Consider the following 22,502-nt stretch of genomic DNA (forward strand, 5'->3'; position numbering starts at 1 on the left):
GTCTCTAGCGGCGTGCTGGAGCGGGTGGCATGACGGGACGCGGTGCGCATCGCAATGGGCGCGCCGGAGGGTGCGTCGGGCGACGAAGCTGGTTGCTGGGCGCGTTGCTCGGTCAGTCCGGCAGGCACGCCGCGCGCTCGCGCAGCCACTTGGTCGCCACCCACTTTTCGCCGGCCAGGACTGGGGCGCCGGCATGCAGGCTGCGTGTCATCGGGTGCGGGCGGTCGTAGCTGAAGAACGCCGCGTTGCCCTTGATCGCGGCGATGTCCAGCTGCACATCGGGAAAGCGCGTGGCCCCGCCGCGGTCGGGCGTGTTGAGGTACATCACCAACGAGGCGACGCGTTGCCCGCCGGCTTGCAGCAACACCGGCGTGCCGGCTGCGTCGGGGTCGAAGTAATCGTAGTGCGGCTGATATTCGGCGCCGGTGGTGTAGCGCAAGACCTGCAAGCCTTCGCCGTGATCCACCGGCCAGTCGAGCAGACGGGCGATACGCGCCTCGATGCGTTGGCAGAGTGCATCCTGCCCGAGTTGCAAACACATGCTGTCGCTGGTGCGTGCGGCATGCACCACGTGTGCGCCGTTGGCGTTGTCTACGGTGCGCGAGCGCGCAAGGCGCGGCTGCGCGAGGGCGATCACTGCATCGCATTCGGCATCGGATAAAAAACCACCCAGCACCATCACGCGCGGCAACTGCATGCGCATCAACACGCGCACCTGGCGATCGCCCAGATCTAGCAGCGATGCATCGCTGTCCTGCAGCAGCGCCGGCACGCGCACCGGCATCGGCAATCCATGTGTTTGCGCGTGCTGCTGGATGTGCGCACGCACCAGCGCTTCGACTGCATCGATGGCGTCCTGCATGTTCCAGCCACGATCCAGCAGCGGTTGCAGCGCGTGCTCGGGCGGTTGGCCGGCCAAGGCCTGCGCCACGATCCAGTCGGCGAGGGCGCTGGGGATATCGGTGAATGTCATCCCGCCACAGTGCATGCCAACGTGTGGCAACTATGTGTCAAATGTGTCGTGGTAAGACAAATGCAACAGACGGCCCCTATAAAGGTGACGGGGATCTTGAACGTGCTCGCCACTGCAGTGAGCGGAACGCAACCAATTCTTGACGACTCCTCTTCATACCGGACCCTTTGACCTGGAGATCAGCCGCATGTCCGTTCGCAACAGCAGCAAGACACTTCTCATGACCTTTAGCACCGCACTGGCGTTGTCTGCCTGCGGTGGCGGTGCCGATCGTGTCGCTTCGCCTGGCGAGGGCGCGTTTCCGCCCGCACCGGCTCCGACCCCGGCGCCCACGCCTGCACCAACCCCGGCTCCGACACCGACGCCGACCGGCCCGGCTGCGGATTGCCCGACCGGTTTTTCCAACGTCGGCACCATTGCCAGCAACACGCTGCGCGCCTGCCAGTTGCCGGAGACCATCACCGGCAATCTGGTGGTGCCCGCGCGCGCCGGTACCGCGTATTCGATCAGCGGCCGCGTCAACGTCGGTACCGACCGCGGCGGCAACGCCATTGCGCCGGCGGCCGGCAGCACGCAGGGCGTGTTGACCATCGAGCCGGGCGTCACCTTGTATGGCTCGGCGGGTAGCGACTACATCGTGGTCAATCGTGGTTCGCAGATTTTTGCCGAAGGCAGCGCGACTGCGCCGATCGTCTTCACTGCACGTCAGGCGCTGGATGGCACGGTCAGTGCCAACACCATCGGCCTGTGGGGCGGCATCGTGGTGCTGGGTCGTGCAGCGATCAATAACTGCCCGGGCGCCACCGTGTCGGGCACGCCGGAATGTCAGGCGCAGGTCGAAGGCACCAACGCGTTCTACGGCGGCAATAGCGCCACCGACAACAGCGGCTCGATGCGCTACCTGCGCGTGATGTATTCGGGTTTCGAAATCTCGCCCAACAACGAGCTGCAGGGCATCACCCTGGCCGGCGTGGGCAGCGGCACGCGTCTGGACTACGTACAGATCCACAACAGCTCCGACGACGGGATCGAATGGTTCGGCGGTACGGTCAACGGTAGCCACGTGGTCATCACCGGTGCCGACGACGATTCGCTGGATACCGATGCCGGTTGGAGCGGCGCGTTGCAGTTCGGCATCGTGGTGCAGCGCGCCGGCGGCGGCGACCGCATGAACGAGTGGAGCAGCCTGCGTCGCCAGCCGTATTCGCGTCCGAAGGTGGCCAACTTCACTTACGTGGGCAATGCCCGCACGGGTGCGGCGATCATGCTCAACCAGGGCACGCAGGCCGCGTTCTACAACTCGGTATTCACCCGTCCGGCCGGTGGCACCGGCGATGGTCTGGTGTGCTTCAACCTGGCCGATACCGATACCGTGGGGACGTTCAACTCGGTGTTCTTCGCCTGCCCGACCGCGTTCGGCAGCGACCCGCGTGCGGCCAGCCAGTTCGCCGCCGGTACCAACAATGTGGCCAACGGCGTGTCCACGTTGCAGAACACCTTCATCAATGGCGCCAACGAAACTGCAGTGCCGGCGTTTCAGGGCTTGAACGGCGTGAGCAGCTTCTTCCAGCAGGTGAACTACATCGGTGGCGTGCGTGATGCCAACGACACCTGGTGGCAGGGCTGGACCTGCGGGCTGACCGCCGATCGCCCCTGCTGAGGCACGGCATCGCACGGCGGCCATCGCGTCGCCGTGTGATGCGTCCAGCTTCATCTTTCTGTTGTCAGGGCTCCCACGATGCGAACCTTCGCTGTTGCCCGTCTTTCGCGGACGGGCCTGTCTCTTTCCATTTCCACCTTGCTGCTGTCCGGCGCCGCCATGGCGCAGTCCACCAGCAGCGATGCCGCTGGCGGTAGCAGCAGTTCCAGCGCTGCTGCCATTGCGCCCAAGCAACTCGACCAGGTCGTGGTGCGCGGCGAATACATTCCCGAACCGATGCTGCAAACCTCCGAAGTGGCCTCGTTCATCACCCGCGAGGACATGGAGCGCACCGGCGACAGCAGCGCTGCGGTAGCGCTGACGCGTGTCACCGGGCTGAGCCTGTCGCGCGGCAAATACGTGTACGTACGCGGCCTGGGCGAGCGCTATTCGTCGGCCTTGTTCAACGGCTCGCCACTGCCCAGCCCGGAGCCGATGCAGCGCGTGGTGCCGCTGGATCTGTTTCCCAGCGATGTGCTGCAAAGCGTGACCGTGCAAAAGACGTATTCGGCCGATTATCCTGGCGAATTCGGCGGCGGCGTGATCGATCTGCAATCGATGACGGTGCCGGACAAACCGTTTCTGTCGCTCACCGTGGGCGGCGGCGCCAATAGCGTCAGTACCGGCGAGAAGGGCCTGACGTACTACGGCTCCGGCGATGACGAGTGGGGCTATGACGATGGCGCGCGCAAGCAGCCTGCCGCGTTGCGCGATGCGATCCGCACCGGGCGGCGCGTGGACCTGGGCAGTTTTTCGCGCGAGGACATCCGCCGCATCGGCCGCAGCATGAACAACGCCAACCTGTATGTGCTGCAGGAGAAGGACAGCATCGACCCGGACGTCAATGTCGGCGGCAGCGCCGGCTACAGCATGGACATCGGCGAGGCCAAGCTGGGCATTCTGGCCGTGGCCAGCTACGACAACGAGTGGCGCACGCGTACCGGCAAGCAGCAGGACGGCATCTTTGTCGGCGACAGCGTGGAGTTCAATTCCAACTACGACTTTGCGACCACGCGCAACAACGTGCGCACCAACGGCATGCTCGGCCTGGGCTGGGAATATGGCCGCCACAAGATCGGCTGGACCACCTTGTATGTGCACGACACCCTGAAGGTGGCGCGCAGCCGCGCCGGCCGCGACGAACTGGCCGGGTTCGATGTGCGCGACGACAACACCGAGTGGTATGCGCGTCAGTTGATCAACAACCAGCTGCTTGGCTCGCATGCGTTTGGCGAATACGACGATCTCAAGATCGAGTGGCGTGCCGCGGTGGCCAACGCCACCCGCGATGTGCCTTACGAAACCGGCATCCGTTACGAGTTGCTCGATGGCTACTGGGCGCACGATGCCTCGCGCGTGCAGAACTACACACGCTTCAGTAAGGTCGATGACAAGGTCGCCAGTGGCGGGGTGGATGTGACCTGGCGGCTGCCGATCGAACACGACCTCACCGTCAAGGGCGGCTTGGCCTATCTGGATAACGACCGCACTGCATGGAGCCGCGAGTTCCGCTTTCTGGCGCTGGACGGCCCGTTACCGTTCTTGAACCAGTATCAGCGCGTGGATTACCTGATCTCCGACTACAACCTCAGTAACGATCTGCTGCGCTTACGTGAAACCACCGGCAGTTTCGGTGCGGCCGCGTACGACGCAACGTTGAAGGTCAAGGCGGCGTATCTGCAGGCCGAAGGCGAAATCGTGCCGACCCTGCGCGCCACCGTTGGTGTGCGTTACGAGGACGCCACCCAGGCGGTGCATCCGTACGACATCTTCAGCGGCGCACGCCAGGACAGCGTGGCACCGTTGCAGAACAGCTATGCGCTGCCATCGGCCACGGTGACCTGGAACTTTGCCGACAACCAGCAGCTACGCTTCGGTGCGTCCAAGACGATTGCGCGGCCGCAATTCCGCGAAATGGCACCGCAGCAGTATCTGGACCCGGATATCGACCGCCAGTTCTTCGGCAACCCGTTCCTGATCGACAGCGAACTGGTCAATCTGGATGCGCGCTACGAATGGTTTTTCGAGCCGGGCCAGTACGTCACCGTCGGTGCGTTCTACAAGGACATCGACAAGCCGATCGAAGCCATCGTCAACGATGCACCCGGCGGCGGCATCGTGCAGAGTTTCATCAATGCGCCCAAGGCCACGCTGTACGGCATCGAGCTGGAAGCCAAGAAGTATCTGGACGTGCCGGTCGCGGCCGATTGGTGGGGCGACAAGCGCCTGTTCGTGTCCGGCAACTACACGCGCACCAAGTCCGAGGTGAGCGCGAGTGCCGGCGATACCGTGCAGCCGTTCGGCTTCAGCGAACCGGTGCAGGCCAACCTGTTCATTCGCGACGGGTCGGCACTGCAGGGGCAGTCGGACGATATCGCCAACCTGCAGATCGGTGTGGAAAGCGAGAGCACGCATAGCCAGGCGACCTTGATCGCCAACTACGTGGGCGAGCGTATTTCTGCACGCGGTCGTCCGGGTCAGCCGGACTACATCGACAAGCCGGGTACTTCGCTGGATCTGGTGATCAAGAAGGGCCTGGTGTGGTCGGGCGATACGCTGTCGGTGAACTTTGCCGCGCGCAATCTGCTCAAGACCAAATACCAGGAGTTCCAGCGCGTGGGCAGCAACCGGGTGGATCTGTACACCTACCAGCCCGGCATCAGCTATGACATCAGTGTGACAGCGCGTTTCTGAACCCTCAGACGCCTGTAGGAACGCAAACGCCCGCTGTGCTTCGCATGGCGGGCGTTTGCGTTTTGCCGCATGTCGGAGTGTGTCGGCTTGTGTCATCAATTTCTTCGAACTGACACATTGCTGCCGCATTCTGTCATCCGATCGCAATCCTGAGACGGATGTCCGCTTTGCACCGCGCCTTGCCCCCGTTGACCACCGTCATGTCGTCACATGCCGCACGCACGGCACTGGTCTGTGCGCTGGTCGCGTTGCTGGCACTGCAAGGGCTGCGATTGCTGTGGTTGGTGATGACGCCGGTCGGTCCGGTGGGTCATGCACAGCCGAGCGCTGCCACGGCATCCGACCTGTCTGCATTACGCCGCGACGTGTTCTATCGCAGCGTTGCCGACAGCAATAGCAATAGCGACGGTGTGGTGCTGCACGGTGTGCGCGCAGGTGCTGCGCAGGCAGCGGCTTACCTGAGTCTTGGCGATGGCCGGCAAGGTGCCTATCGCGTTGGCGATACGGTGATGCCCGGCGTGGTGTTGCAAGCGGTCGCCGCCGACCATGTGCTGTTGCGCACCGGCAGCGGCGTGCGCCGCCTGGCACTGCGCGATGCGGCAGCGCCGGCGCTTGCGACAACGCCATCGTCTGCGAACACAGCGGCAGCAAGCAGCGCATCCGGCGTGATGTCCAACGTAGGCAATGCGACGGCAGCAGCAGGCGCAACCGCGGTAGACCCGCAACAGCTGCTGAGCAGCGCCGGGCTGCGCGCAAGCGCGGACGGCAGCGGTTTCACCATCATGCCGCGTGGCGATGGCGCGCTGTTGCGCCAGGCCGGGCTGGCAGCAGGCGATGTGCTGACCCAGATCAACGGCCGCACGCTCGATGCAGAACACCTGCGCGAGTTGCAGGACGAACTACGCGATGGCCAGGCGGCCACGCTGACCTATCGCCGCGACGGCCAGACCCACACCATGACCTTGAAGCGCCCGCAATGACCGCTGTTCGCCCCTTATGGCTGTTGTCGGCCACGTTGCTGTGCATGTGTGCCGTCGCACCGGTGGTCTCGCTGCAGGCCGCCGATGCGCCTGCCGTGCGGCTGCAGGACGTGGACCTGCGTGCCTTCATCCAGGATGTCTCGCGCGCTACCGGCATCACCTTCATCGTGGATACGCGCGTGCAGGGCACGGTGAACGTGGCGCGCGCGCAGGCGATGAGCGAAGCCGATCTGCTCGGCATGCTGCTGGCGGTATTGCGCGCCAATGGCTTGATTGCGGTGTCCAGTGGTCCGTCGACGTATCGCATCATTCCCGACGACACTGCTGCGCAGCAGCCGGGCAGTGCCGCCAGCGGCAACCTGGGTTTTGCCACGCAGGTCTTTACGCTCCAGCGCGTGGATGCGCGCAGTGCGGCAGAGATCCTCAAACCGCTGATCGGGCGTGGCGGCGTGATCATGGCGCTGCCGCAGGGCAATAGCCTGTTGATTGCCGACTATGCCGACAACCTGCGCCGCATTCGCGGGCTGGTGGCGCAGATCGATACCGACCGTGCGGCCATCGACACGGTGACCTTGCGCAATAGCTCTGCGCAGGAGCTGGCACGCACATTGACCTCGCTGTTCGGCCAGGCAGGCGAACGCAGCGCGGTGTTGTCGGTGTTGCCGGTGGACAGCAGCAATTCGTTGATCGTGCGTGGCGACCCGGCGCTGGTGCAGCGCGTGGTGCGCACCGCGATGGATCTGGACGGGCGCGCCGAGCGTCGCGGTGATGTCAGCGTGGTGCGCTTGCAACACGCCAGCGCCGAGCAATTGCTGCCGGTGCTGCAACAGTTGGTCGGGCAGACGCCGGGCAATGAGGCGCAAGCCGGGCAGGACACACGCTCCACTGCCGTGGATGTGGCAGCCGCCGGCACCGCACAGACCCAAGTGATTGCGCCTGCCGCCGGCAAGCGCCCGGTGATCGTGCGCTACCCCGGCTCCAATGCCTTGATCATCAATGCCGACCCGGAAACCCAGCGCGCCTTGATGGATGTCATCCGCCAGCTGGACGTACATCGCGAGCAGGTGCTGGTGGAGGCGATCGTGGTGGAGATTTCCGACACCGCGGCCAAGCGCTTGGGCGTGCAGCTGCTGCTGGCTGGTCGCAATGGCACCGTGCCGTTGATCGCCACGCAGTACAGCGGTGCATCGCCGGGCATCGTGCCGCTTGCCGCTGCAGCGGCCGGTACGCGCAGCGGTAATGACGACGACGATTCGGTGCTGGAACAGGCGCGCAATGTGGCCGCGCAATCGCTGCTGGGGTTGAGCGGCGGCCTGATCGGCCTGGCCGGGCAAAGCAACGATGCGGTGTTCGGCATGATCATCGATGCGGTCAAGAGCGATACCGGCTCCAATCTGTTGTCCACGCCGTCGATCATGACGTTGGACAACGAACAGGCGCGCATTTTGGTGGGCCAGGAAGTGCCGATCACAACGGGCGAAGTGCTGGGCGCGGCCAACGACAACCCGTTCCGCACCATCCAGCGCCAGGACGTGGGCGTGGAGCTGGAAGTGCGCCCGCAGATCAATACCGCCGGCGGCATTACGCTGGCGATCAAGCAGGAAGTCTCGGCCATTGCCGGGCCGGTGAGTGCGCAGTCGTCGGAGCTGGTCTTCAACAAACGCCAGATCGAAACACGGGTGGTGGTGGAAAACGGCGCCATCGTCGCGCTCGGTGGGCTGCTGGATCAAAACGACCGCCAGACCGTGGAGAAGGTGCCGTTGCTGGGTGACGTGCCGGGCCTGGGCGCACTGTTCCGGCACAAGTCGCGCAACCGCGACAAAACCAACCTGATGGTCTTCATCCGCCCCACCATCATTCGCGATGCGGCCGATGCGCAGCGCATGACCGCACCACGCTACAGCTATCTACGCGACCGCCAGCTGGCCGACGGCGACCCGGAAGCGGCGCTCGATGCCCTGGTACGCGACTATTTGCGCGCCCAGCCGCCGCAGGTGCCGGCTGGGCCATCGCCGGTGGAGCCGGCACCTGCAGCCACGCCTGCATCCAGTGCACGCCCCGTGCAGCGCTGATGCCATGAGCACTGCGCACGCCAGCATTTCTTACGCATTCGCCAAGCGCCACGGCGTGGTGCTGCTTGGTGCCGACGACATTGCACAGATCGGGCTGCGTGATGGTGCCGATTTGCACGCCTTGATCGAGTTGCGTCGTGCGCTGGGCAGGCCGTTGCAGGTGCGCACGCTGGCACCGGCGGTGTTCGACCGGCATGTGTCGGAGATCTATGCCGATGCTGGCATGGAGCAGGGCGTACAGGTCGAAGCGCTGGATCTGCATGGCAGCCTGGATGCGTTGATCGACGATATTCCCACCGCCGATCTGCTCGACAGCCAGGACGATGCGCCGATCATCCGCCTGATCAACGGCATCATTGCCGAAGCCGCGCGCCTGGGCGCGTCCGACGTGCATCTGGAATCCTACGAATCGCGACTGCGCGTGCGCCTGCGCGTGGATGGAGTGATGCGCGAAGCGGCCACGTTGCCCGGACGCATCGCACCGCTGCTGGTGTCGCGCGTCAAGGTGATGGCCCGCCTGGATATCGCCGAAAAACGTGTCCCCCAGGATGGCCGGGTGTCGCTGGTGATGGGCGCAAAGGCGTTGGACGTGCGCGTGTCCACCTTGCCCACGCGCAACAGCGAGCGCGTGGTGCTGCGTATCCTGGACAAGGAGCAGGGCAGCTTGTCGTTGACCCAGCTGGGCATGCCCGCGGCAGTGATGCACACCGTGCAGCGCGCATTGCAGGTACCCAACGGCATCGTGCTGGTGACCGGCCCCACTGGCTCGGGCAAGACCACCACGCTGTACGCCGCGTTGAGCCTGCTCAACGATGGCTCGCGCAATATCCTCACCGTCGAAGACCCGGTGGAATACGCCATCGACGGGGTCGGCCAGACCCAGGTCAACGCGCGTGTGGGTATGACCTTCGCCGCCGGCTTGCGCGCCATCCTGCGACAAGACCCGGACGTGGTGATGATCGGCGAGATCCGCGATGCCGAAACCGCGCAGATCGCGGTGCAGGCCAGCCTCACCGGCCACCTGGTGCTGTCCACCGTGCACACCAACGATGCGGTGGGCGCGGTCACGCGCCTGCGCGACATGGGGATCGAACCGTTTCTGCTGGCATCGAGCCTGCGCCTGATTCTGGCGCAGCGGCTGGTGCGGCGGCTGTGCCCGCAGTGCTGCACGCCGCGGCCACTGGATGCAGCCGCGCGGCAGCTGCTTGCGGTCGACGACGATGACGGTGCAACCGTCTATGCAGCGGTGGGCTGCGCGGTGTGCCATCACAGCGGCTATGCCGGGCGCGTGGGCATTTACGAAGCCATTGCGGTGGACGATGCGCTGCGCCGCCTGATCGGCGACAACGCCGACGAAGATGCGCTGGCGGCAGTCGCTTTCGCACGTGCGCCGCGGTTGGGCGATGCCGCACGCGCAGCGGTGCTGCAGGGGCTCACCACGCTGGAAGAAGCCTTGCGCGTCACCCGCCAGCAGGACGATGCGCATGCCGCGGTTTGATTACACCGTGCTCGATCTGCAGGGGCGCAGCCGCCAGGGCGTGATCAGCGCCGACAGCGTGCACAGTGCGCGCGCGCAGCTGGAGCAGCGCCAATGGGTGCCGGTGCGCATCGCTGCCGCAGCAGCTGCATCGACCGTCGTGCATGCGGCACGCTTCAGCGGCAAGGATCTGGTGTTGTTCACACGCCAGCTGTCGACGCTGGTGGAAACCGCGCCATTGGAAGAAGCCTTGCGCACCATCGGCACGCAATCCGAACGTCGGGGCGTGCGCCGCGTCACCAGCCAGACGCATGGCCTGGTGGTCGAAGGCTTTCGCCTATCCGATGCGATGGCACGCCAGGGTAAGGCATTTCCGCCGCTGTATCGGGCGATGGTGGCCGCAGGCGAAAGCGCTGGCGCGTTGCCGCAGGTGCTTGAGCGGTTAGCCGATCTGCTCGAGAGGCAGGCGCAGGTGCGCAGCAAGCTGCAGTCCGCCTTGGTCTACCCGGCCGCGTTGGCGTTGACGGCCGGTGCGGTGGTGATCGTGTTGATGACCTTCGTCGTGCCCAAGGTGGTGGACCAGTTCGATTCGATGGGCCGCGCCTTGCCATGGCTGACGCGCGCGGTGATCGCGGTGTCGAACTTCCTGCTTCATGCCGGCATTCCGCTGCTGGTTGCGCTGGTGATCGCGGTTATCGCCGCGTTGCGGTTGCTCAAACGCCCGGCGTTGCTGCTGGCTGCGGATCGCGCACTCTTGCGTGCGCCCTTGCTTGGCCGACTGATCCGCGACCTGCACGCCGCGCGCATGGCGCGCACTTTGGCGATTATGGTCAACAGCGGCCTGCCGCTGATGGAAGGCCTGATGATCGCCGCACGCACGGTCGACAACCGTGCATTGCGGCTGGCCACCGACAGCATGGTCACCGCCATCCGCGAGGGTGGCAGCCTGGCTGCGGCGATGAAGCGCGCCGGTGTGTTTCCGCCCACGCTGCTGTACATGGCGTCCAGCGGGGAAAACAGCGGGCGCCTGGCGCCGATGCTGGAGCGCGCCGCCGATTATCTGGAGCGCGAGTTCGAATCGTTCACCACTGCGGCGATGAGCCTGCTGGAGCCGGCCATCATCGTGCTGCTCGGCGGCGTGGTGGCGGTGATCGTGCTGTCGATCCTGTTGCCCATCCTGCAATTCAACACCCTCGCGCTTGGCTGAGCGCGGCCGCTTTCTTCGGAGATCCACATGCAGTCCACCCAATGTCGTGCATTCGCCGTCTCGCCTGCCTCGCGCAGTGGCGTGCGTGGTTTCACCCTGGTCGAGTTGATGGTGGTGATCGTCATCATCGGCCTGCTGGCCACCGTGGTGATGATCAACGTGATGCCCAGCCAGGACCGCGCCATGGTCGAAAAGGCGCGCGCCGATGTCGCGGTGCTGGAGCAGGCGCTGGAAACCTACCGCCTGGACAACCTGACCTATCCGACCACCGAGCAAGGCTTGCAGGCCTTGCTCAACCCGCCGAGCGGCCTGACCCGGCCGGAGCGCTATCGGCAGGGCGGTTACATCCGCCGGTTGCCGGAAGACCCGTGGGGTCACGCGTATCAGTACCGTCGCCCGGGCCGAAACGGTGGCTTCGACGTCTACTCGTTCGGTGCCGACGGCGCCGAAGGTGGCGATGCCGACAATGCCGACATCGGCAACTGGCGCTGAGGTGCCGCTGTGCTGACTGCGTCACCCAGCGAGCAATGCGCGTCGTTACGCAGCGTGCGCGCACGCATGCGCGGCTTCACCCTGCTTGAGCTGCTGGCGGTGCTGGTGATCACTGCGCTTGCCAGCACCCTGGTGGTGATGACCTTGCCAGACACACGGCGGGATCTGCACGATCAGGCGGACATGCTGGCCAGCGCGTTGGCCAATGCCCGTGATGAGGCGATCCTGAGTCTGCGCATGGTGGAAGTCACCATTGATGCGGGCGGTTATGCGTTTCGTCGTCAGGCGCAGCAACGTTGGGTGGCACTGGATGACACGCCGTTTTCCGCCACGCGCTGGCCTGCCGGCGTGCAGGCGCAGTTTCCGGCTGGCGGCACCCAGTTGAGCGTTCGCTTCGACCCGACCGGTGCGGCCACGCCGCAACGCATCGCGCTGGCCGATGGGCAGCAACAGGTACGGGTGACGGTGGATGCCGCCGGTGTGGTGCAGGTCGATGCGCCGCGTCGATAACCACCGCGCCTGTGCCGGATTTTCGCTGCTTGAGTTGATGGTCGCCTTGGCCATCTTCGGCATGGCCGTGGTCGGCTTGTTGAATCTGTCGGGCGAGAGCACGCGCACCGCGGTGGTGCTGGAAGAACGCATGTTGGCCGCGTTTGTTGCAGAGAATCAGGCGATCGAGGCGATGCTGGCGCCGGCCAACGCCGCAGTGGCGCCTGCGCAAGGCCAGGACACACTGGGCGGCCGTGGTTGGGACTGGCAACGCCAGGCGGTGCCGGCAAGTGCCGGCATGGTGCGTATCGAGGTGCGCGTGCGCGCTGCAGGACAAGCGCAGCAGATTGCCAACCTGAGTACGTTGCGGAGCGTGCAATGAGCCATACGCGCCGCATGCAGGGCTTCACCTTGATCGAACTGCTGGTGGCGCTGGCGATCTTCGCGCTGGTGTCCGGCGCCGCAGTGGTGGTGATGCGGCAAAGCATCGATCAGCGCGATGCGGTGCGTGCGCGCCTGCAGCAGGTGCGCGATCTTCAACTGGCCCATGGCCTGCTGCGCAGCGATCTGCAACAGGCTGCGGTGCGCCGCACCCGCAACAGCGATGGCAGCGCCGCGCGCACTGCGTTCGTTGCGCGTGCGCCAGGAACGCAAGGGCCGTTGTTCGGCTTTGTTCGGCGCGGCTGGAGCAACCCGGATCAGACGCCGCGTGCGTCGCTGCAATATGTCGAGTACCGCATCGTCGATGGACGCCTGGAGCGCAGTGCGCGACCGGCGCTGGATGGTGCAGTGGCCGGGGCGCCGCAGGTGCTGCTGCGCGGGGTGCGTTCGGCCGAGGTGGCGTTTCACTACCGCGCGCAGTGGAGCGATGGCTGGAGCGGCGGGCTGGAAGCACTGCCGGATGCGCTGTCGCTGGAACTGGATCTGGAACAATGGGGCCGCGTGCGTCAGCTGTTCCTGCTGCCGGAGGGACGCGCATGAAAACGCTGCAGGCGCCTGGGCAACAACGCGGCGTCGCGTTACTGACGGTGTTGTTGCTGGTGGCGGTGATGACACTGCTGATGGTGGCGGTCTTGAACGACCTGCGCTTTGGCCTGCGCCGTAGCGGTAACGCACAGGCGATGACGCAGGCGCAGTGGTATGCGCTGGGCAGCGAAACCGTCGCGCGGCAACGCTTGCAGGCGTTGGCCAGGCGCGACCCGTTGCGCACCACGCTGGAGGGCGGCTGGAACGACCAGCCGATCACCTTCCCGTTGGACGATGGGATGGTGAGCGTGCGGCTGCGCGATCGCGGCGGCTGCTTCAACCTCAATAGCGTGGTGATGGGCGCACCCGAGCAATGGCAACGCAGCGACGATGGCGCCAACCAGTATCTGGCCTTGCTGGAAGCGTTGGGCATCGCGCCGCAACAGGCACAGGCGCTGACCGATGCGCTGGTGGACTGGATCGATAGCGACGCACAGCCCGGCGCGCAAGGTGCCGAAGACGACCGCTATCTGCAAGCGCCGGTGCCGCTGCGCACTGGCGCGACCTTGTTGGCGGGCGTCAGCGAGCTGCGCGCCATCGCCGGTTACACGCCAGCGCTCGTCGCGCAGCTGCAGCCCTATGTGTGCGCACTGCCCGAAGGGCGGTTGTCGCCGATCAACATCAACACGCTGCGCGCCGACGATGCACCGGTGCTGGTGGCCCTGACCGAGGGCGCCGTGGAGTTGCCGGCGGCACGCCGCATCATCGCCGCACGGCCGGTCGGCGGTTGGCGGGACCCGGCGGCGTTCTGGAAGCAACCTGCACTGATGCAGGCGCAATTGCCCGACGCGGTGTTTCAGCAGATCGCATTACGCACGTCCTATTTTTCCCTCTACAGCCAGGTGGACCATGCCGGTGCGCAGATCCTGCTGGAGGCATTGCTGCAACAGGACCCTGCCGGCCGTGTGCGGCTGGTGGCACGCCAATGGAGCCCCGACGAATGAGTAGCACCCTGGTGTTGTTGCCGGCCGATGCCACAACGCAGCCCATCACCGTACGCGTGGATGCACACGGCCATGTGCTGGGGCAGGACGCGTTGAATGAGCGCCCCGCGCAAACAACGCAGACGGTGCTGGTGGTGCCAGGCGTGGACGTGCATCTGCGCTGGATGGCCTTGCCTGGGCGCAGCGTCGCGCAGTCGCTGGCTGCGGCGCGGCTGCAGCTGGCCGAGCATCTTGCGGGCGATGCCCAGGCGCTGCATGTGGTGATCGCCGACCATGCAGAGAGCGATGGCATGCGCTTGGTCGCTGCAGTGGATGCGTTGGTGATGCGACACTGGCTTGACCGTGCAGCAGCCCTGGGCATCGTGCCCGATGCGGTGGTGCCCGACTGTCTGCTGCTGCCCGACGCGACGGCGGATCAACCGCCGACGCTGCTGTACTGGGATGGCCGCTGGGTGGTGCGTGGCACACGCATCGCCTGCAGCCTGGAGCCGGAGCTTGCGCAGGTGCTGATCGCAGCACTCCCAGTCGCACCGGCACTGCCGCCGGATCCGGATCCAACGCACGCCATCGCGCAGTTTGCGCGGTATGCCGCCACCGCGCCGATCAATCTGCGCCAGCAAGGCTTCGCCGCGCCAACGCGCCAGCGTGCACAACTGAGCGCACGCATGCTTGCGTGGTTGCTTGCGCTGCTGGTGCTGTCGCCGGTGTTTCTGCTGGTGGCGCAGAGCCTGCGTTACGAGATCGGCGCGCAGCTCCTGCAGCGGCGCAGCGCACAGTTGATGGGCAAGAATGTCATGACGCCCGGTGCAGACACAGCCCGGCAGACCGCCGCCTCGCAGAACGCATTCGCACCGCAACTGGCCGTACTGTTCGCCGCAGTCGAAGCAGTACCGGGTGCAGAACTGGACGCGCTCGCTTACCAACAACAGGGTCCGCTGCGTGTCACCTTGCTACACAACGACGCCGCACAACTGGAACACTTCTCCGCTCAGCTCAGCCGTGCCGGTTGGCAGTTGAGCGCAGGCGCAGGCCAGGCCCGTGACGACAGACTCGCCACCGCATTGGAACTGGAGCCGCCGCAATGAGTACGCTGCAACGCATGCCGGTGTGGTGGCAGAGCCGCGCACCACGCGAGCGCCTCATGCTGTCGGTCATGATGGTCGCCATTGCTACATTCATCGGCTGGTACGCGCTGCTGGTGCCGCTGCGGCACTGGCGCAGCAGCGCGCAGGCACGCTATGACCATGCTGCGGAGGCGCTGCTCAGTGCGCGTGCATCGCAAGCCGGCAGTACAGTGGCTGCCATTCCGCTGGCGCGCATCGCGCAAAGCGCGCGCGATGCGACTATCAGCATCACTCACCAACAGCGCAGTTCGACAGGAACACTCGCATTGCAGATCGACACCGTCACCAGCCCCGTCTTGTTCGCCTGGCTGGAACAGCTGCGCCAGCGCCACGGTCTGACGCCTTCTGCGCTTGAAATCAGCCGCCGCGACGGGCAACTGCAGGTGCGCTGCACGTTCTCGGGTATCGCGCTATGAGGGCAGTGCGTTGGTTGCTGCTGGGCAGCGTGTTGCTGGTCATCGGCGTCATCGCCACCTTGCCGCTGCGGTGGGTGTTGCCGACCGACACGCTGCCGTTTGCCGCGCTGGAAGCGCAGGGCTCGATCTGGAATGGCACCCTGCGTGGCGTGACCTGGACCAGCATGGACGTGGGCGATGTCGGCGTGCGTCTGCGTCCGCTGCCCTTGTTGCGCGGGCAACGCCAGGTGCAGCTGCGCTCGGCCACCGCGCAGCTGGTGGCGTTGCAGGGCGCGCGGCAGGGTGTGCAGCAGGCCAACGGTCGCCTGTTGCTGCGCAAGCCGGGTGGGGTGGCTTTGATGGACCTGTCGATCGACCTGCGCGAGGTACATGCGGTTTTCGACGCCACACGCTGCACGCAAGCTGGCGGCGATGTGGCCGTGCAGGTGCTGCCTAACGCCGGTGGCGAAGCCGCCGGGCTGCTGCCGCTGCGTCTGCGTGGCAGCCCGCGGTGCGTGGACGATGCGGTGGTGCTGGCACTGGCGCCCGATGGCGGCCTGCCCGAAGGCGTCAACCTCAGCGCCGAGCTGCGACTGCAGCACGATGGCCGCTGGCAGTGGCGCACCCAGGTCGAGCCCGGCAACGACACCGCGCTGCAGTTGGGCCTGCAACTGCTCGGCTTCGTCCAGACGCCGGAGCGTTGGCTGGTGCGTGTCGATCAGGGACAGCTGTAGCGCAGACGCCTGATGCCTTTGCGGTTGGGCCGGGTTGCTGCAGTTGGGCATGGCCCAATCTTTCGACCTGCGCAACGGAACTGGTCGGCTGCCGACCTCGGCACGGGCGAAATTGGTCTGATCAATCTGGCCACAGATCGGCCGGTCGCCACCGCGCCTTGCCAGGGCCGCTGCCGATAGGAGGCCCCGTCCGATGCGGACCAGTCCGCGCCGCGCCGACATTCATCGGCCAATCCGCAGATACACCGGCAGGCCACCCCAACGCCCGCCAGACCAGTCCACTCGCGCCGACACAGCACAGGGCTGGTGCGTTGCCGTCGATTGGTACTATATTGGACCTATCGAATTCGGGCGGGCGGGACTAACGATGGTCAAGGCCAAGGCGGACGCCGACAAGCGACTGGACGACCTGCACCTGGACGCGTCCGCGCCAACCCCGCTGTACCTGCAGCTGGCCGGCAAGCTCACCGATGCCATCCGTGGCGGTCAGTGGAAGGCCGGCGAAGCGCTGCCGGCCGAGCGCCAGCTGTGCGAGCGCCTGCAGATCTCGCGGGTCACCCTGCGGCAGGCAGTCGATGTACTGGTCGAACAAGGCCTGGTCTCGCGTCGCCAGGGGGCCGGCACCTTCGTCACCACCCAGATCCAGCACCAACTCAGTGGTCTGACCAGTTTCAGCGAAACGCTGCGCATCAAGGGCTATGAGCCCGGCACGCGCTGGCTGGAGCGGCGTCTGCGCCCGGCGCATGGCGAAGAAATCCTGCGGCTGGGCTTGTCGCCGGATGCGGCGGTGGCCTCGCTGACGCGTCTGCGCAGCGCCGACGACCGCGTCATGGCCTACGAGCATGCGGTGTTGCCGCAGCGTATCGTCGCCGACCCGCAGCAGGTGGGCGATTCGCTCTACAGCTATCTGGATGCGCAGGGCACGCCGGTGGTCCGGGCATTGCAGTACTTCCGCGCGATCAATCTGCCGGCGCGGCTGGCCGAACATCTGCGCATGAAAACCGGCGAGGCGATTTTGCACGTGGTACGCGTGGGCTACACCCGCGACGGCAGCGCAATCGAATTGACCGATACCTATTGCCATAACGACTTCTACGACTTCGTCGCCGAACTGCGCCGCTGACGCCAACGGCATTCCTTACGACAACCTCAGAGCCAGCCGATCCATGACTACCGCCAGGCCCGCAAATCCCGTTGTCTCGATCGCCATCGTCGGCGTGCTGTTTTTCATCATCGGCTTTTTTACCTGGATCAACGGGCCGCTGATCACCTTCGTGCGGCTGGCGTTCGACCTCAACGAGGTCAACGCGTTCCTGGTGCTGATGGTGTTCTACCTGTCGTACTTCTTTCTGGCGCTGCCGTCGTCGTGGATTCTCAAGCGCACCGGCATGAAGAAAGGCCTGGCCTTGAGCCTGGTGGTGATGGCGGTGGGCGCGGCCGCATTCGGCCAGTTCGCCACTCAGCGTTGGTATCCGGGCGCACTGGGCGGGCTGTTCGTGATCGGTAGCGGCCTGGCCTTGCTGCAGACTGCGATCAACCCATACATCAGCATCCTGGGGCCGATCGAAAGCGCCGCACGCCGCATCGCGCTGATGGGCATCTGCAACAAGATCGCCGGCATCCTGGCGCCGATCCTGATCGGCTCGCTGGTGCTGCACGGGATCGGCGATCTGTCCGCACAGGTGGCCAGCGCCGATGCCGCGACCAAGGAAACCTTGCTCACTGCGTTTGCCGCCAAGATCCACGCACCGTATCTGGTGATGTCCGGCGTGCTGTTGTTGCTCGCCATTGGCGTGCTGTTCTCGCCGTTGCCGGAACTCAAGGCTTCCGAAGCCAACGCAACGCCCGGCGCTGCCGGCGTGCAGAAATCCAGCATCTTCCAGTTCCCGCATCTGTGGCTGGGCGTGCTGTGCCTGTTCGTCTATGTGGGCGTGGAAGTGATGGCCGGCGATGCCATCGGCACCTACGGGCATGGCTTCAACCTGCCACTGGACAGCACCAAGCTGTTCACCTCCTACACGCTGGGCGCGATGCTGCTGGGCTACATCGCCGGCCTGGTGTTGATCCCGGCGGTCATTTCGCAGGCGCATTACCTGAGCATCTCCGCGGTGCTGGGCGTGGTGTTCTCGCTGGGTGCGTTGTTCACCCATGGCTATGTGTCGGTGGCCTTCGTGGCCGCACTTGGATTTGCCAACGCCATGATGTGGCCGGCGATCTTTCCGCTGGCCATTCGCGGGCTCGGCCGCTTTACCGAGATCGGCTCGGCGCTGCTGGTGATGGGCATTGCCGGCGGCGCGATCATTCCGCAGCTGTTCGCCATTCTCAAGCAGCATTACGACTTTCAGGGCGTGTTCGCTGCGCTGATGGTGCCGTGCTATCTGTACATCCTGTTTTATTCGCTGCGCGGTCATCGCGTGGGCCTGCCGGCCCAGGCTAAGTGAGCGACGCGGCATGATGCGTTCCGACGAACAAGGCACTTCCATGCGCAGGCCCACTATCAAAGACGTCGCCGAGCGCGCCAAGGTCTCGTTGAAGACCGTGTCGCGGGTGATCAACAACGAGCCATCGGTGATGCAGGCCACGCGTGCGCGCGTGCTGCGCGCCATCGCCGATCTCGATTACGAACCCGATCCGTCCGCACGCAATCTGCGTAGCGGCACGCCATTCGTGATCGGTCTGGTCTACGACAACCCCAACCCGTATCACATCATCGGCATCCAGAACGGCGTGCTGGCCGCCTGCCGCGAAACCGGCTTTGGCCTGCAGATCCATCCCTGCGATTCCACTTCGCCGTTGCTGGCCGAAGAACTGGCCGAATGGGTGCAGCGCTCGCGTTTGGCCGGGGTGGTATTGACCGCGCCGATGTCCGAACGCCCCGAACTGCTCGCCGGCCTGGCCGCGCGCGGCATCAAGAGCGTGCGCATCATCGCGTCCACCGAAGATCCCGGCGACGGCCCGTGCGTGTATATCGACGACCGCGATGCCGCGTATGAAATCACCGAGCATCTGATCCAGCTCGGTCATCAACGCATCGGCTTTTTGTGGGGCGGCCCGCAGCATCGCTCCAGCGGCGAGCGCTACGCCGGCTACGAAGCGGCGTTGAAGGACTACGGCATCCCGCTGGACAAGCATCTGGTGATTCCCGGCGATTACACCTTCGACGATGGCTTCCGTGGTGCGCGTCGGTTGCTGTCGCTGCGCGAGCCGCCCACTGCGATCTTCGGCAGCAACGACGAAATCGCCGCCGGCGTGCTGGCCGCGGCCAAGTCCACCGGCATGAATGTGCCGTATCAGTTGTCGATCGCCGGCTTCGAAGACAGCCCGTTCTCGCGGCAGTCCTGGCCGGCGTTGACCACCGCAAAGCAGGCCACCGAAGACATCGCACGGCACGCCGCACGCTTGTTGATCAGCCAGCTGCGCAGCGATGCCTACGACGACCAGCCGGCGCAATTGCAGAACCGCGGCTTCGTGCCACAGCTGGTGGTGCGCGGTTCCACCGCACCGGCGCAGACACCGGCCGCCAAATCCCTTCCCCCCGAATCCGCCTGAGTACCGATGACTCTCCCCCAGGAAACCGACACCTTGATGTTCCGCGAGGCGGCGCAAACCGCCGACGTGGTCGCCGCACAGTTCGCGCGTAACGCCGACACCATCGCTGTGCTTGCGCAGTCGTTGCGCGACAACCCGCCGCCGTTCGTGGTGACCTGCGCCCGCGGTAGCTCCGATCACGCCGCGACGTATGCCAAGTACCTGTTCGAGACGCAGCTGGGCATCGTCACTGCCTCGGCATCGCCATCGGTGGGCTCGGTGTACGCCGCGCCGCTGCAACTGCGTGGCGCGCTGTATATCGTGATTTCGCAATCGGGAAAAAGCCCCGACCTGCTGCGCAATGCCGAAGCTGCCAAGGCAGCCGGTGCGCGCGTGGTGGCCCTGGTCAATGTGGAAGATTCGCCGCTGGCGCAGCTGGCCGATGTGGTGATTCCGCTCGGTGCCGGCCCGGAAAAAGTGTCGCCGCCACCAAAAGCTACCTCGCCTCGCTCGCTGCAGTGCTGCACCTGGGCGCAGTGTGGAAGAACGACCCGGCCTTGCTCGCCGCAGTGGACGCGTTGCCGCAACAACTGCGCAGCGCCTGGCAGGCCGACTGGTCTGCACTGACCACCGGTTTGACGCCTGCACATAATCTGTTCGTACTTGGTCGCGGCCTGGGCTTGGGCGCGGCACAGGAAGCGGCATTGAAGTTCAAGGAAACCTGCGGCCTGCATGCCGAGGCCTATAGCTCGGCCGAGGTCAAACACGGGCCGATGGCCTTGGTCGGCCCGGGCTTTCCGGTGCTGGTCTTCGCGCAGCCCGACGAAACCGGCGCCGGCACGCGTGCACTGGCCGAAGAATTCCGTGCGCGTGGCGCGCAGGTGTGGCTGGCTGCGCCCGATGGCGATCTGCCGCTTGCCGATGCCGCACACCCGGCGTGCGCGCCGCTGCTGACCGTGCAGAGCTTTTATCGCGCCATCAATGCGCTGGCGCTGCAGCGTGGCCACAATCCCGATTTACCGCCGCATTTGAACAAGGTTACGGAAACCGTTTGAACATGGATGCTTCCCGCACTCAGGCATTGTGCAACGCACGCGTACTCACCGATGACGGCCTGCAAGAGGGTCTGGTCGTACTGCTGGACGGTGCGCTGATCCAGGCGGTCGTGCCGGCCGACGACGCGCGCGTTGCACAGGCGCACACGCGCGTGGAGTTGGGCGGCGCCACCTTGTTGCCGGGCTTCATCGACATCCAGGTCAATGGCGGCGGCGGGGTGTTGTTCAACAACGCACGCGACCCGCAGGCACTGGCCAAGATTGCCGCGGCGCATCGCCGCTTTGGCACCACCGGCATGCTGCCGACGCTGATCAGCGATACGGCGCAGGTGATGGCCGAAGCGATCGACGCCACCCGTGCGGCCATCGCACAAGGCGTGCCCGGTGTGCTCGGCATCCATCTGGAAGGCCCGTACCTGAGCCCCGCGCGCAAGGGCACCCACGACGCGCACAAGTTTCGTTTGCCGGACGCGCACGAAATCGCTGTCGACACCTCGCTGGACAATGGCGTCACCCTGATCACGCTCGCGCCCGAGCGCGTGCCGCTGGACGACATCCGCGCGTTCGTGACCGGGGGTGCGATCGTATTCGCCGGCCACACTGCGGCCACTTACGAGCAGGCGCGCGATGGCATTGCTGCCGGCGTGAGCGGCTTTACGCACGTCTACAACGCCATGTCGCAACTGGCCGGTCGCGAGCCCAACGCCGTCGGTGCCGCACTGGAAGACCCGCAGGTGTGGTGCGGCGTCATCGTCGATGGCGTGCACGTGCACCCGGCCAGCCTGCGCGTGGTGCTGGCGGCCAAACCGCGTGGCAAGGTGTTGCTGGTCACCGACGCCATGCCGATGGTCGGCGCCGACAGCCCCAGCTTCGATCTGTACGGCGAAACCATCACCGCCGTGGATGGCGTGGTGCGCAACGCCGACGGCGCACTCGCCGGCTCCGCCCTGGACATGGCCACCGCGGTGCGCAACAGCGTGCAGTGGCTGGGCGTGGATCTGGCCGAAGCCGCACGTATGGCCTCCACTTACCCCGCGCAATGCATCGGCCTGGGCGACCGCCTGGGACGCATCGCACCCGGCTACCAGGCCGACCTGGTGCTGGTGGATGCGGATGTGCAAGTGCTGGGCACCTGGGTTGGCGGGCAACGCGACTGAGGGCTCCGGAGCACGCGCTACGGCGCGTCGATCACGCGCCGTTGTGGCAAAGAAAGCGGCGGCGCTTGCGGTCGTGCGAGCGCAGCTGAAGTTTTCAGTCTAAAAGCGGCTAACAAAACATAGCGAGCAGTGGTCATGCGGGTGTGGGCTGCGCGCTCAGAACCGGAGTGGATGCGTGGTACATGCCGCACCGAGCACCGTCCACGCCCCGCCTAGCGGTGAGCCTGGTGGGTGTGTCAGCTGCTCTAAAGGTGAGTGTCTGTGCGCTGCGGTTCAAAGCGCAGTGCCGTTCGCAGGGTCGCAACGGACAGCGCGTTGTAGGCTTTGCAGCCGGACGGAGTGCCGGGCGCGCAGACACGCCAGTAACGCCGCACGCGGTGGCATCGCATACAGCGATACACACAGACGCTATGAAGCGTGCAGATGCAACGGCGCTGCTGATCCCAATCCACATGC

General features: G+C 65.6%; 19 protein-coding genes, 1 other RNA gene and 1 pseudogene. 19 read left to right on the top strand and 2 right to left on the bottom strand.

Annotation, left to right across the window (positions count from 1 at the left end; all coding sequences use genetic code 11):
- Positions 1–112 precede the first annotated feature (112 nt).
- Entirely contained in the window at positions 113–973 is an 861-nt protein-coding gene (locus ACZZ0O_RS09780; protein WP_463590663.1) for a 2OG-Fe(II) oxygenase, read from the bottom strand.
- Between the two features lie 187 nt (positions 974–1,160).
- Between ACZZ0O_RS09780 and ACZZ0O_RS09785 the strand changes: the two genes are divergently transcribed.
- The 19 genes and pseudogenes from ACZZ0O_RS09785 (at position 1,161) to nagA (ending at position 22,046) form a co-directional block, all read left to right on the top strand.
- Positions 1,161–2,633, top strand: a complete 1,473-nt coding sequence (locus ACZZ0O_RS09785) for a hypothetical protein (protein ID WP_055850690.1) — start codon at positions 1,161–1,163, stop codon at positions 2,631–2,633.
- Positions 2,634–2,711: 78 nt separating this feature from the next.
- A complete protein-coding gene (locus tag ACZZ0O_RS09790; RefSeq protein WP_463590664.1) occupies positions 2,712–5,366 on the top strand; it encodes a TonB-dependent receptor domain-containing protein in 2,655 nt (884 codons plus the stop codon).
- A 158-nt stretch (positions 5,367–5,524) separates the two neighbouring features.
- Positions 5,525–6,346, top strand: a complete 822-nt coding sequence (locus tag ACZZ0O_RS09795; RefSeq protein ID WP_463590665.1) for a type II secretion system protein N — start codon at positions 5,525–5,527, stop codon at positions 6,344–6,346.
- Entirely contained in the window at positions 6,343–8,418 is a 2,076-nt protein-coding gene (gene gspD, locus ACZZ0O_RS09800) for a type II secretion system secretin GspD (RefSeq protein ID WP_463590666.1), read from the top strand. Before ACZZ0O_RS09795 ends, gspD begins: the two co-directional genes overlap by 4 nt.
- 4 nt (positions 8,419–8,422) lie before the next feature.
- Positions 8,423–9,916 (top strand): type II secretion system ATPase GspE, encoded by a 1,494-nt coding sequence (gspE, locus tag ACZZ0O_RS09805; RefSeq protein WP_463590667.1) that lies wholly within the window; start codon positions 8,423–8,425, stop codon positions 9,914–9,916.
- Entirely contained in the window at positions 9,903–11,102 is a 1,200-nt protein-coding gene (gene gspF, locus ACZZ0O_RS09810) for a type II secretion system inner membrane protein GspF (protein ID WP_463590668.1), read from the top strand. The genes gspE and gspF overlap by 14 nt, the downstream gene beginning before the upstream one ends.
- Positions 11,103–11,129: 27 nt before the next feature.
- Entirely contained in the window at positions 11,130–11,594 is a 465-nt protein-coding gene (gene gspG / locus ACZZ0O_RS09815; RefSeq protein ID WP_463590669.1) for a type II secretion system major pseudopilin GspG, read from the top strand.
- A 66-nt stretch (positions 11,595–11,660) separates the two neighbouring features.
- Positions 11,661–12,104, top strand: a complete 444-nt coding sequence (locus tag ACZZ0O_RS09820) for a GspH/FimT family pseudopilin (protein WP_463592434.1) — start codon at positions 11,661–11,663, stop codon at positions 12,102–12,104.
- Positions 12,088–12,465, top strand: a complete 378-nt coding sequence (gspI, locus tag ACZZ0O_RS09825; RefSeq protein ID WP_463590670.1) for a type II secretion system minor pseudopilin GspI — start codon at positions 12,088–12,090, stop codon at positions 12,463–12,465. Before ACZZ0O_RS09820 ends, gspI begins: the two co-directional genes overlap by 17 nt.
- Positions 12,462–13,064, top strand: a complete 603-nt coding sequence (gene gspJ, locus ACZZ0O_RS09830) for a type II secretion system minor pseudopilin GspJ (protein WP_463590671.1) — start codon at positions 12,462–12,464, stop codon at positions 13,062–13,064. Before gspI ends, gspJ begins: the two co-directional genes overlap by 4 nt.
- Positions 13,061–14,053, top strand: a complete 993-nt coding sequence (gene gspK, locus ACZZ0O_RS09835; protein WP_463590672.1) for a type II secretion system minor pseudopilin GspK — start codon at positions 13,061–13,063, stop codon at positions 14,051–14,053. Before gspJ ends, gspK begins: the two co-directional genes overlap by 4 nt.
- Positions 14,050–15,138 carry a type II secretion system protein GspL gene (gene gspL, locus ACZZ0O_RS09840; protein WP_463590673.1) on the top strand — a complete coding sequence of 363 codons (1,089 nt, stop codon included), beginning with the start codon at positions 14,050–14,052 and terminating at the stop codon, positions 15,136–15,138. Before gspK ends, gspL begins: the two co-directional genes overlap by 4 nt.
- Complete coding sequence (gene gspM, locus ACZZ0O_RS09845; protein WP_463590674.1) at positions 15,135–15,593, top strand: type II secretion system protein GspM; 459 nt, start codon at positions 15,135–15,137, stop codon at positions 15,591–15,593. The genes gspL and gspM overlap by 4 nt, the downstream gene beginning before the upstream one ends.
- The gene (gspN, locus tag ACZZ0O_RS09850) at positions 15,590–16,306 is read left to right on the top strand and encodes a type II secretion system protein N (protein WP_463590675.1); all 717 of its coding nucleotides are present in this window, start codon (positions 15,590–15,592) and stop codon (positions 16,304–16,306) included. Before gspM ends, gspN begins: the two co-directional genes overlap by 4 nt.
- Before the next feature lie 400 nt (positions 16,307–16,706).
- Positions 16,707–17,429 (top strand): GntR family transcriptional regulator, encoded by a 723-nt coding sequence (locus ACZZ0O_RS09855; protein ID WP_181113212.1) that lies wholly within the window; start codon positions 16,707–16,709, stop codon positions 17,427–17,429.
- A 43-nt stretch (positions 17,430–17,472) separates the two neighbouring features.
- Complete coding sequence (locus ACZZ0O_RS09860) at positions 17,473–18,747, top strand: sugar MFS transporter (RefSeq protein ID WP_463590676.1); 1,275 nt, start codon at positions 17,473–17,475, stop codon at positions 18,745–18,747.
- Positions 18,748–18,787: 40 nt separating this feature from the next.
- Positions 18,788–19,855 carry a LacI family DNA-binding transcriptional regulator gene (locus ACZZ0O_RS09865; RefSeq protein WP_055851407.1) on the top strand — a complete coding sequence of 356 codons (1,068 nt, stop codon included), beginning with the start codon at positions 18,788–18,790 and terminating at the stop codon, positions 19,853–19,855.
- A 6-nt stretch (positions 19,856–19,861) separates the two neighbouring features.
- Positions 19,862–20,889, top strand: a pseudogene (locus tag ACZZ0O_RS09870) (SIS domain-containing protein).
- 2 nt (positions 20,890–20,891) lie between these two features.
- Positions 20,892–22,046 (top strand): N-acetylglucosamine-6-phosphate deacetylase, encoded by a 1,155-nt coding sequence (nagA, locus tag ACZZ0O_RS09875; protein ID WP_463590677.1) that lies wholly within the window; start codon positions 20,892–20,894, stop codon positions 22,044–22,046.
- Positions 22,047–22,153: 107 nt separating this feature from the next.
- Here the strand turns inward: nagA and ACZZ0O_RS09880 are convergent.
- Positions 22,154–22,230, bottom strand: a non-coding RNA gene (locus tag ACZZ0O_RS09880) — sX9 sRNA.
- Positions 22,231–22,502: the final 272 nt, after the last annotated feature.

The organism is Xanthomonas sp. AC360, from assembly GCF_979258225.1.

Bases quoted from the DNA above. Each gene is read 5' to 3' on its own strand.
- ACZZ0O_RS09780 (WP_463590663.1), bottom strand. From the start codon at position 973: ATGACATTCACCGATATCCCCAGCGCCCTCGCCGACTGGATCGTGGCG.
- ACZZ0O_RS09785 (WP_055850690.1), top strand. From the start codon at position 1,161: ATGTCCGTTCGCAACAGCAGCAAGACACTTCTCATGACCTTTAGCACC.
- ACZZ0O_RS09790 (WP_463590664.1), top strand. From the start codon at position 2,712: ATGCGAACCTTCGCTGTTGCCCGTCTTTCGCGGACGGGCCTGTCTCTT.
- ACZZ0O_RS09795 (WP_463590665.1), top strand. From the start codon at position 5,525: ATGTCCGCTTTGCACCGCGCCTTGCCCCCGTTGACCACCGTCATGTCG.
- gspD (WP_463590666.1), top strand. From the start codon at position 6,343: ATGACCGCTGTTCGCCCCTTATGGCTGTTGTCGGCCACGTTGCTGTGC.
- gspE (WP_463590667.1), top strand. From the start codon at position 8,423: ATGAGCACTGCGCACGCCAGCATTTCTTACGCATTCGCCAAGCGCCAC.
- gspF (WP_463590668.1), top strand. From the start codon at position 9,903: ATGCCGCGGTTTGATTACACCGTGCTCGATCTGCAGGGGCGCAGCCGC.
- gspG (WP_463590669.1), top strand. From the start codon at position 11,130: ATGCAGTCCACCCAATGTCGTGCATTCGCCGTCTCGCCTGCCTCGCGC.
- ACZZ0O_RS09820 (WP_463592434.1), top strand. From the start codon at position 11,661: ATGCGCGGCTTCACCCTGCTTGAGCTGCTGGCGGTGCTGGTGATCACT.
- gspI (WP_463590670.1), top strand. From the start codon at position 12,088: ATGCGCCGCGTCGATAACCACCGCGCCTGTGCCGGATTTTCGCTGCTT.
- gspJ (WP_463590671.1), top strand. From the start codon at position 12,462: ATGAGCCATACGCGCCGCATGCAGGGCTTCACCTTGATCGAACTGCTG.
- gspK (WP_463590672.1), top strand. From the start codon at position 13,061: ATGAAAACGCTGCAGGCGCCTGGGCAACAACGCGGCGTCGCGTTACTG.
- gspL (WP_463590673.1), top strand. From the start codon at position 14,050: ATGAGTAGCACCCTGGTGTTGTTGCCGGCCGATGCCACAACGCAGCCC.
- gspM (WP_463590674.1), top strand. From the start codon at position 15,135: ATGAGTACGCTGCAACGCATGCCGGTGTGGTGGCAGAGCCGCGCACCA.
- gspN (WP_463590675.1), top strand. From the start codon at position 15,590: ATGAGGGCAGTGCGTTGGTTGCTGCTGGGCAGCGTGTTGCTGGTCATC.
- ACZZ0O_RS09860 (WP_463590676.1), top strand. From the start codon at position 17,473: ATGACTACCGCCAGGCCCGCAAATCCCGTTGTCTCGATCGCCATCGTC.
- ACZZ0O_RS09865 (WP_055851407.1), top strand. From the start codon at position 18,788: ATGCGCAGGCCCACTATCAAAGACGTCGCCGAGCGCGCCAAGGTCTCG.
- nagA (WP_463590677.1), top strand. From the start codon at position 20,892: ATGGATGCTTCCCGCACTCAGGCATTGTGCAACGCACGCGTACTCACC.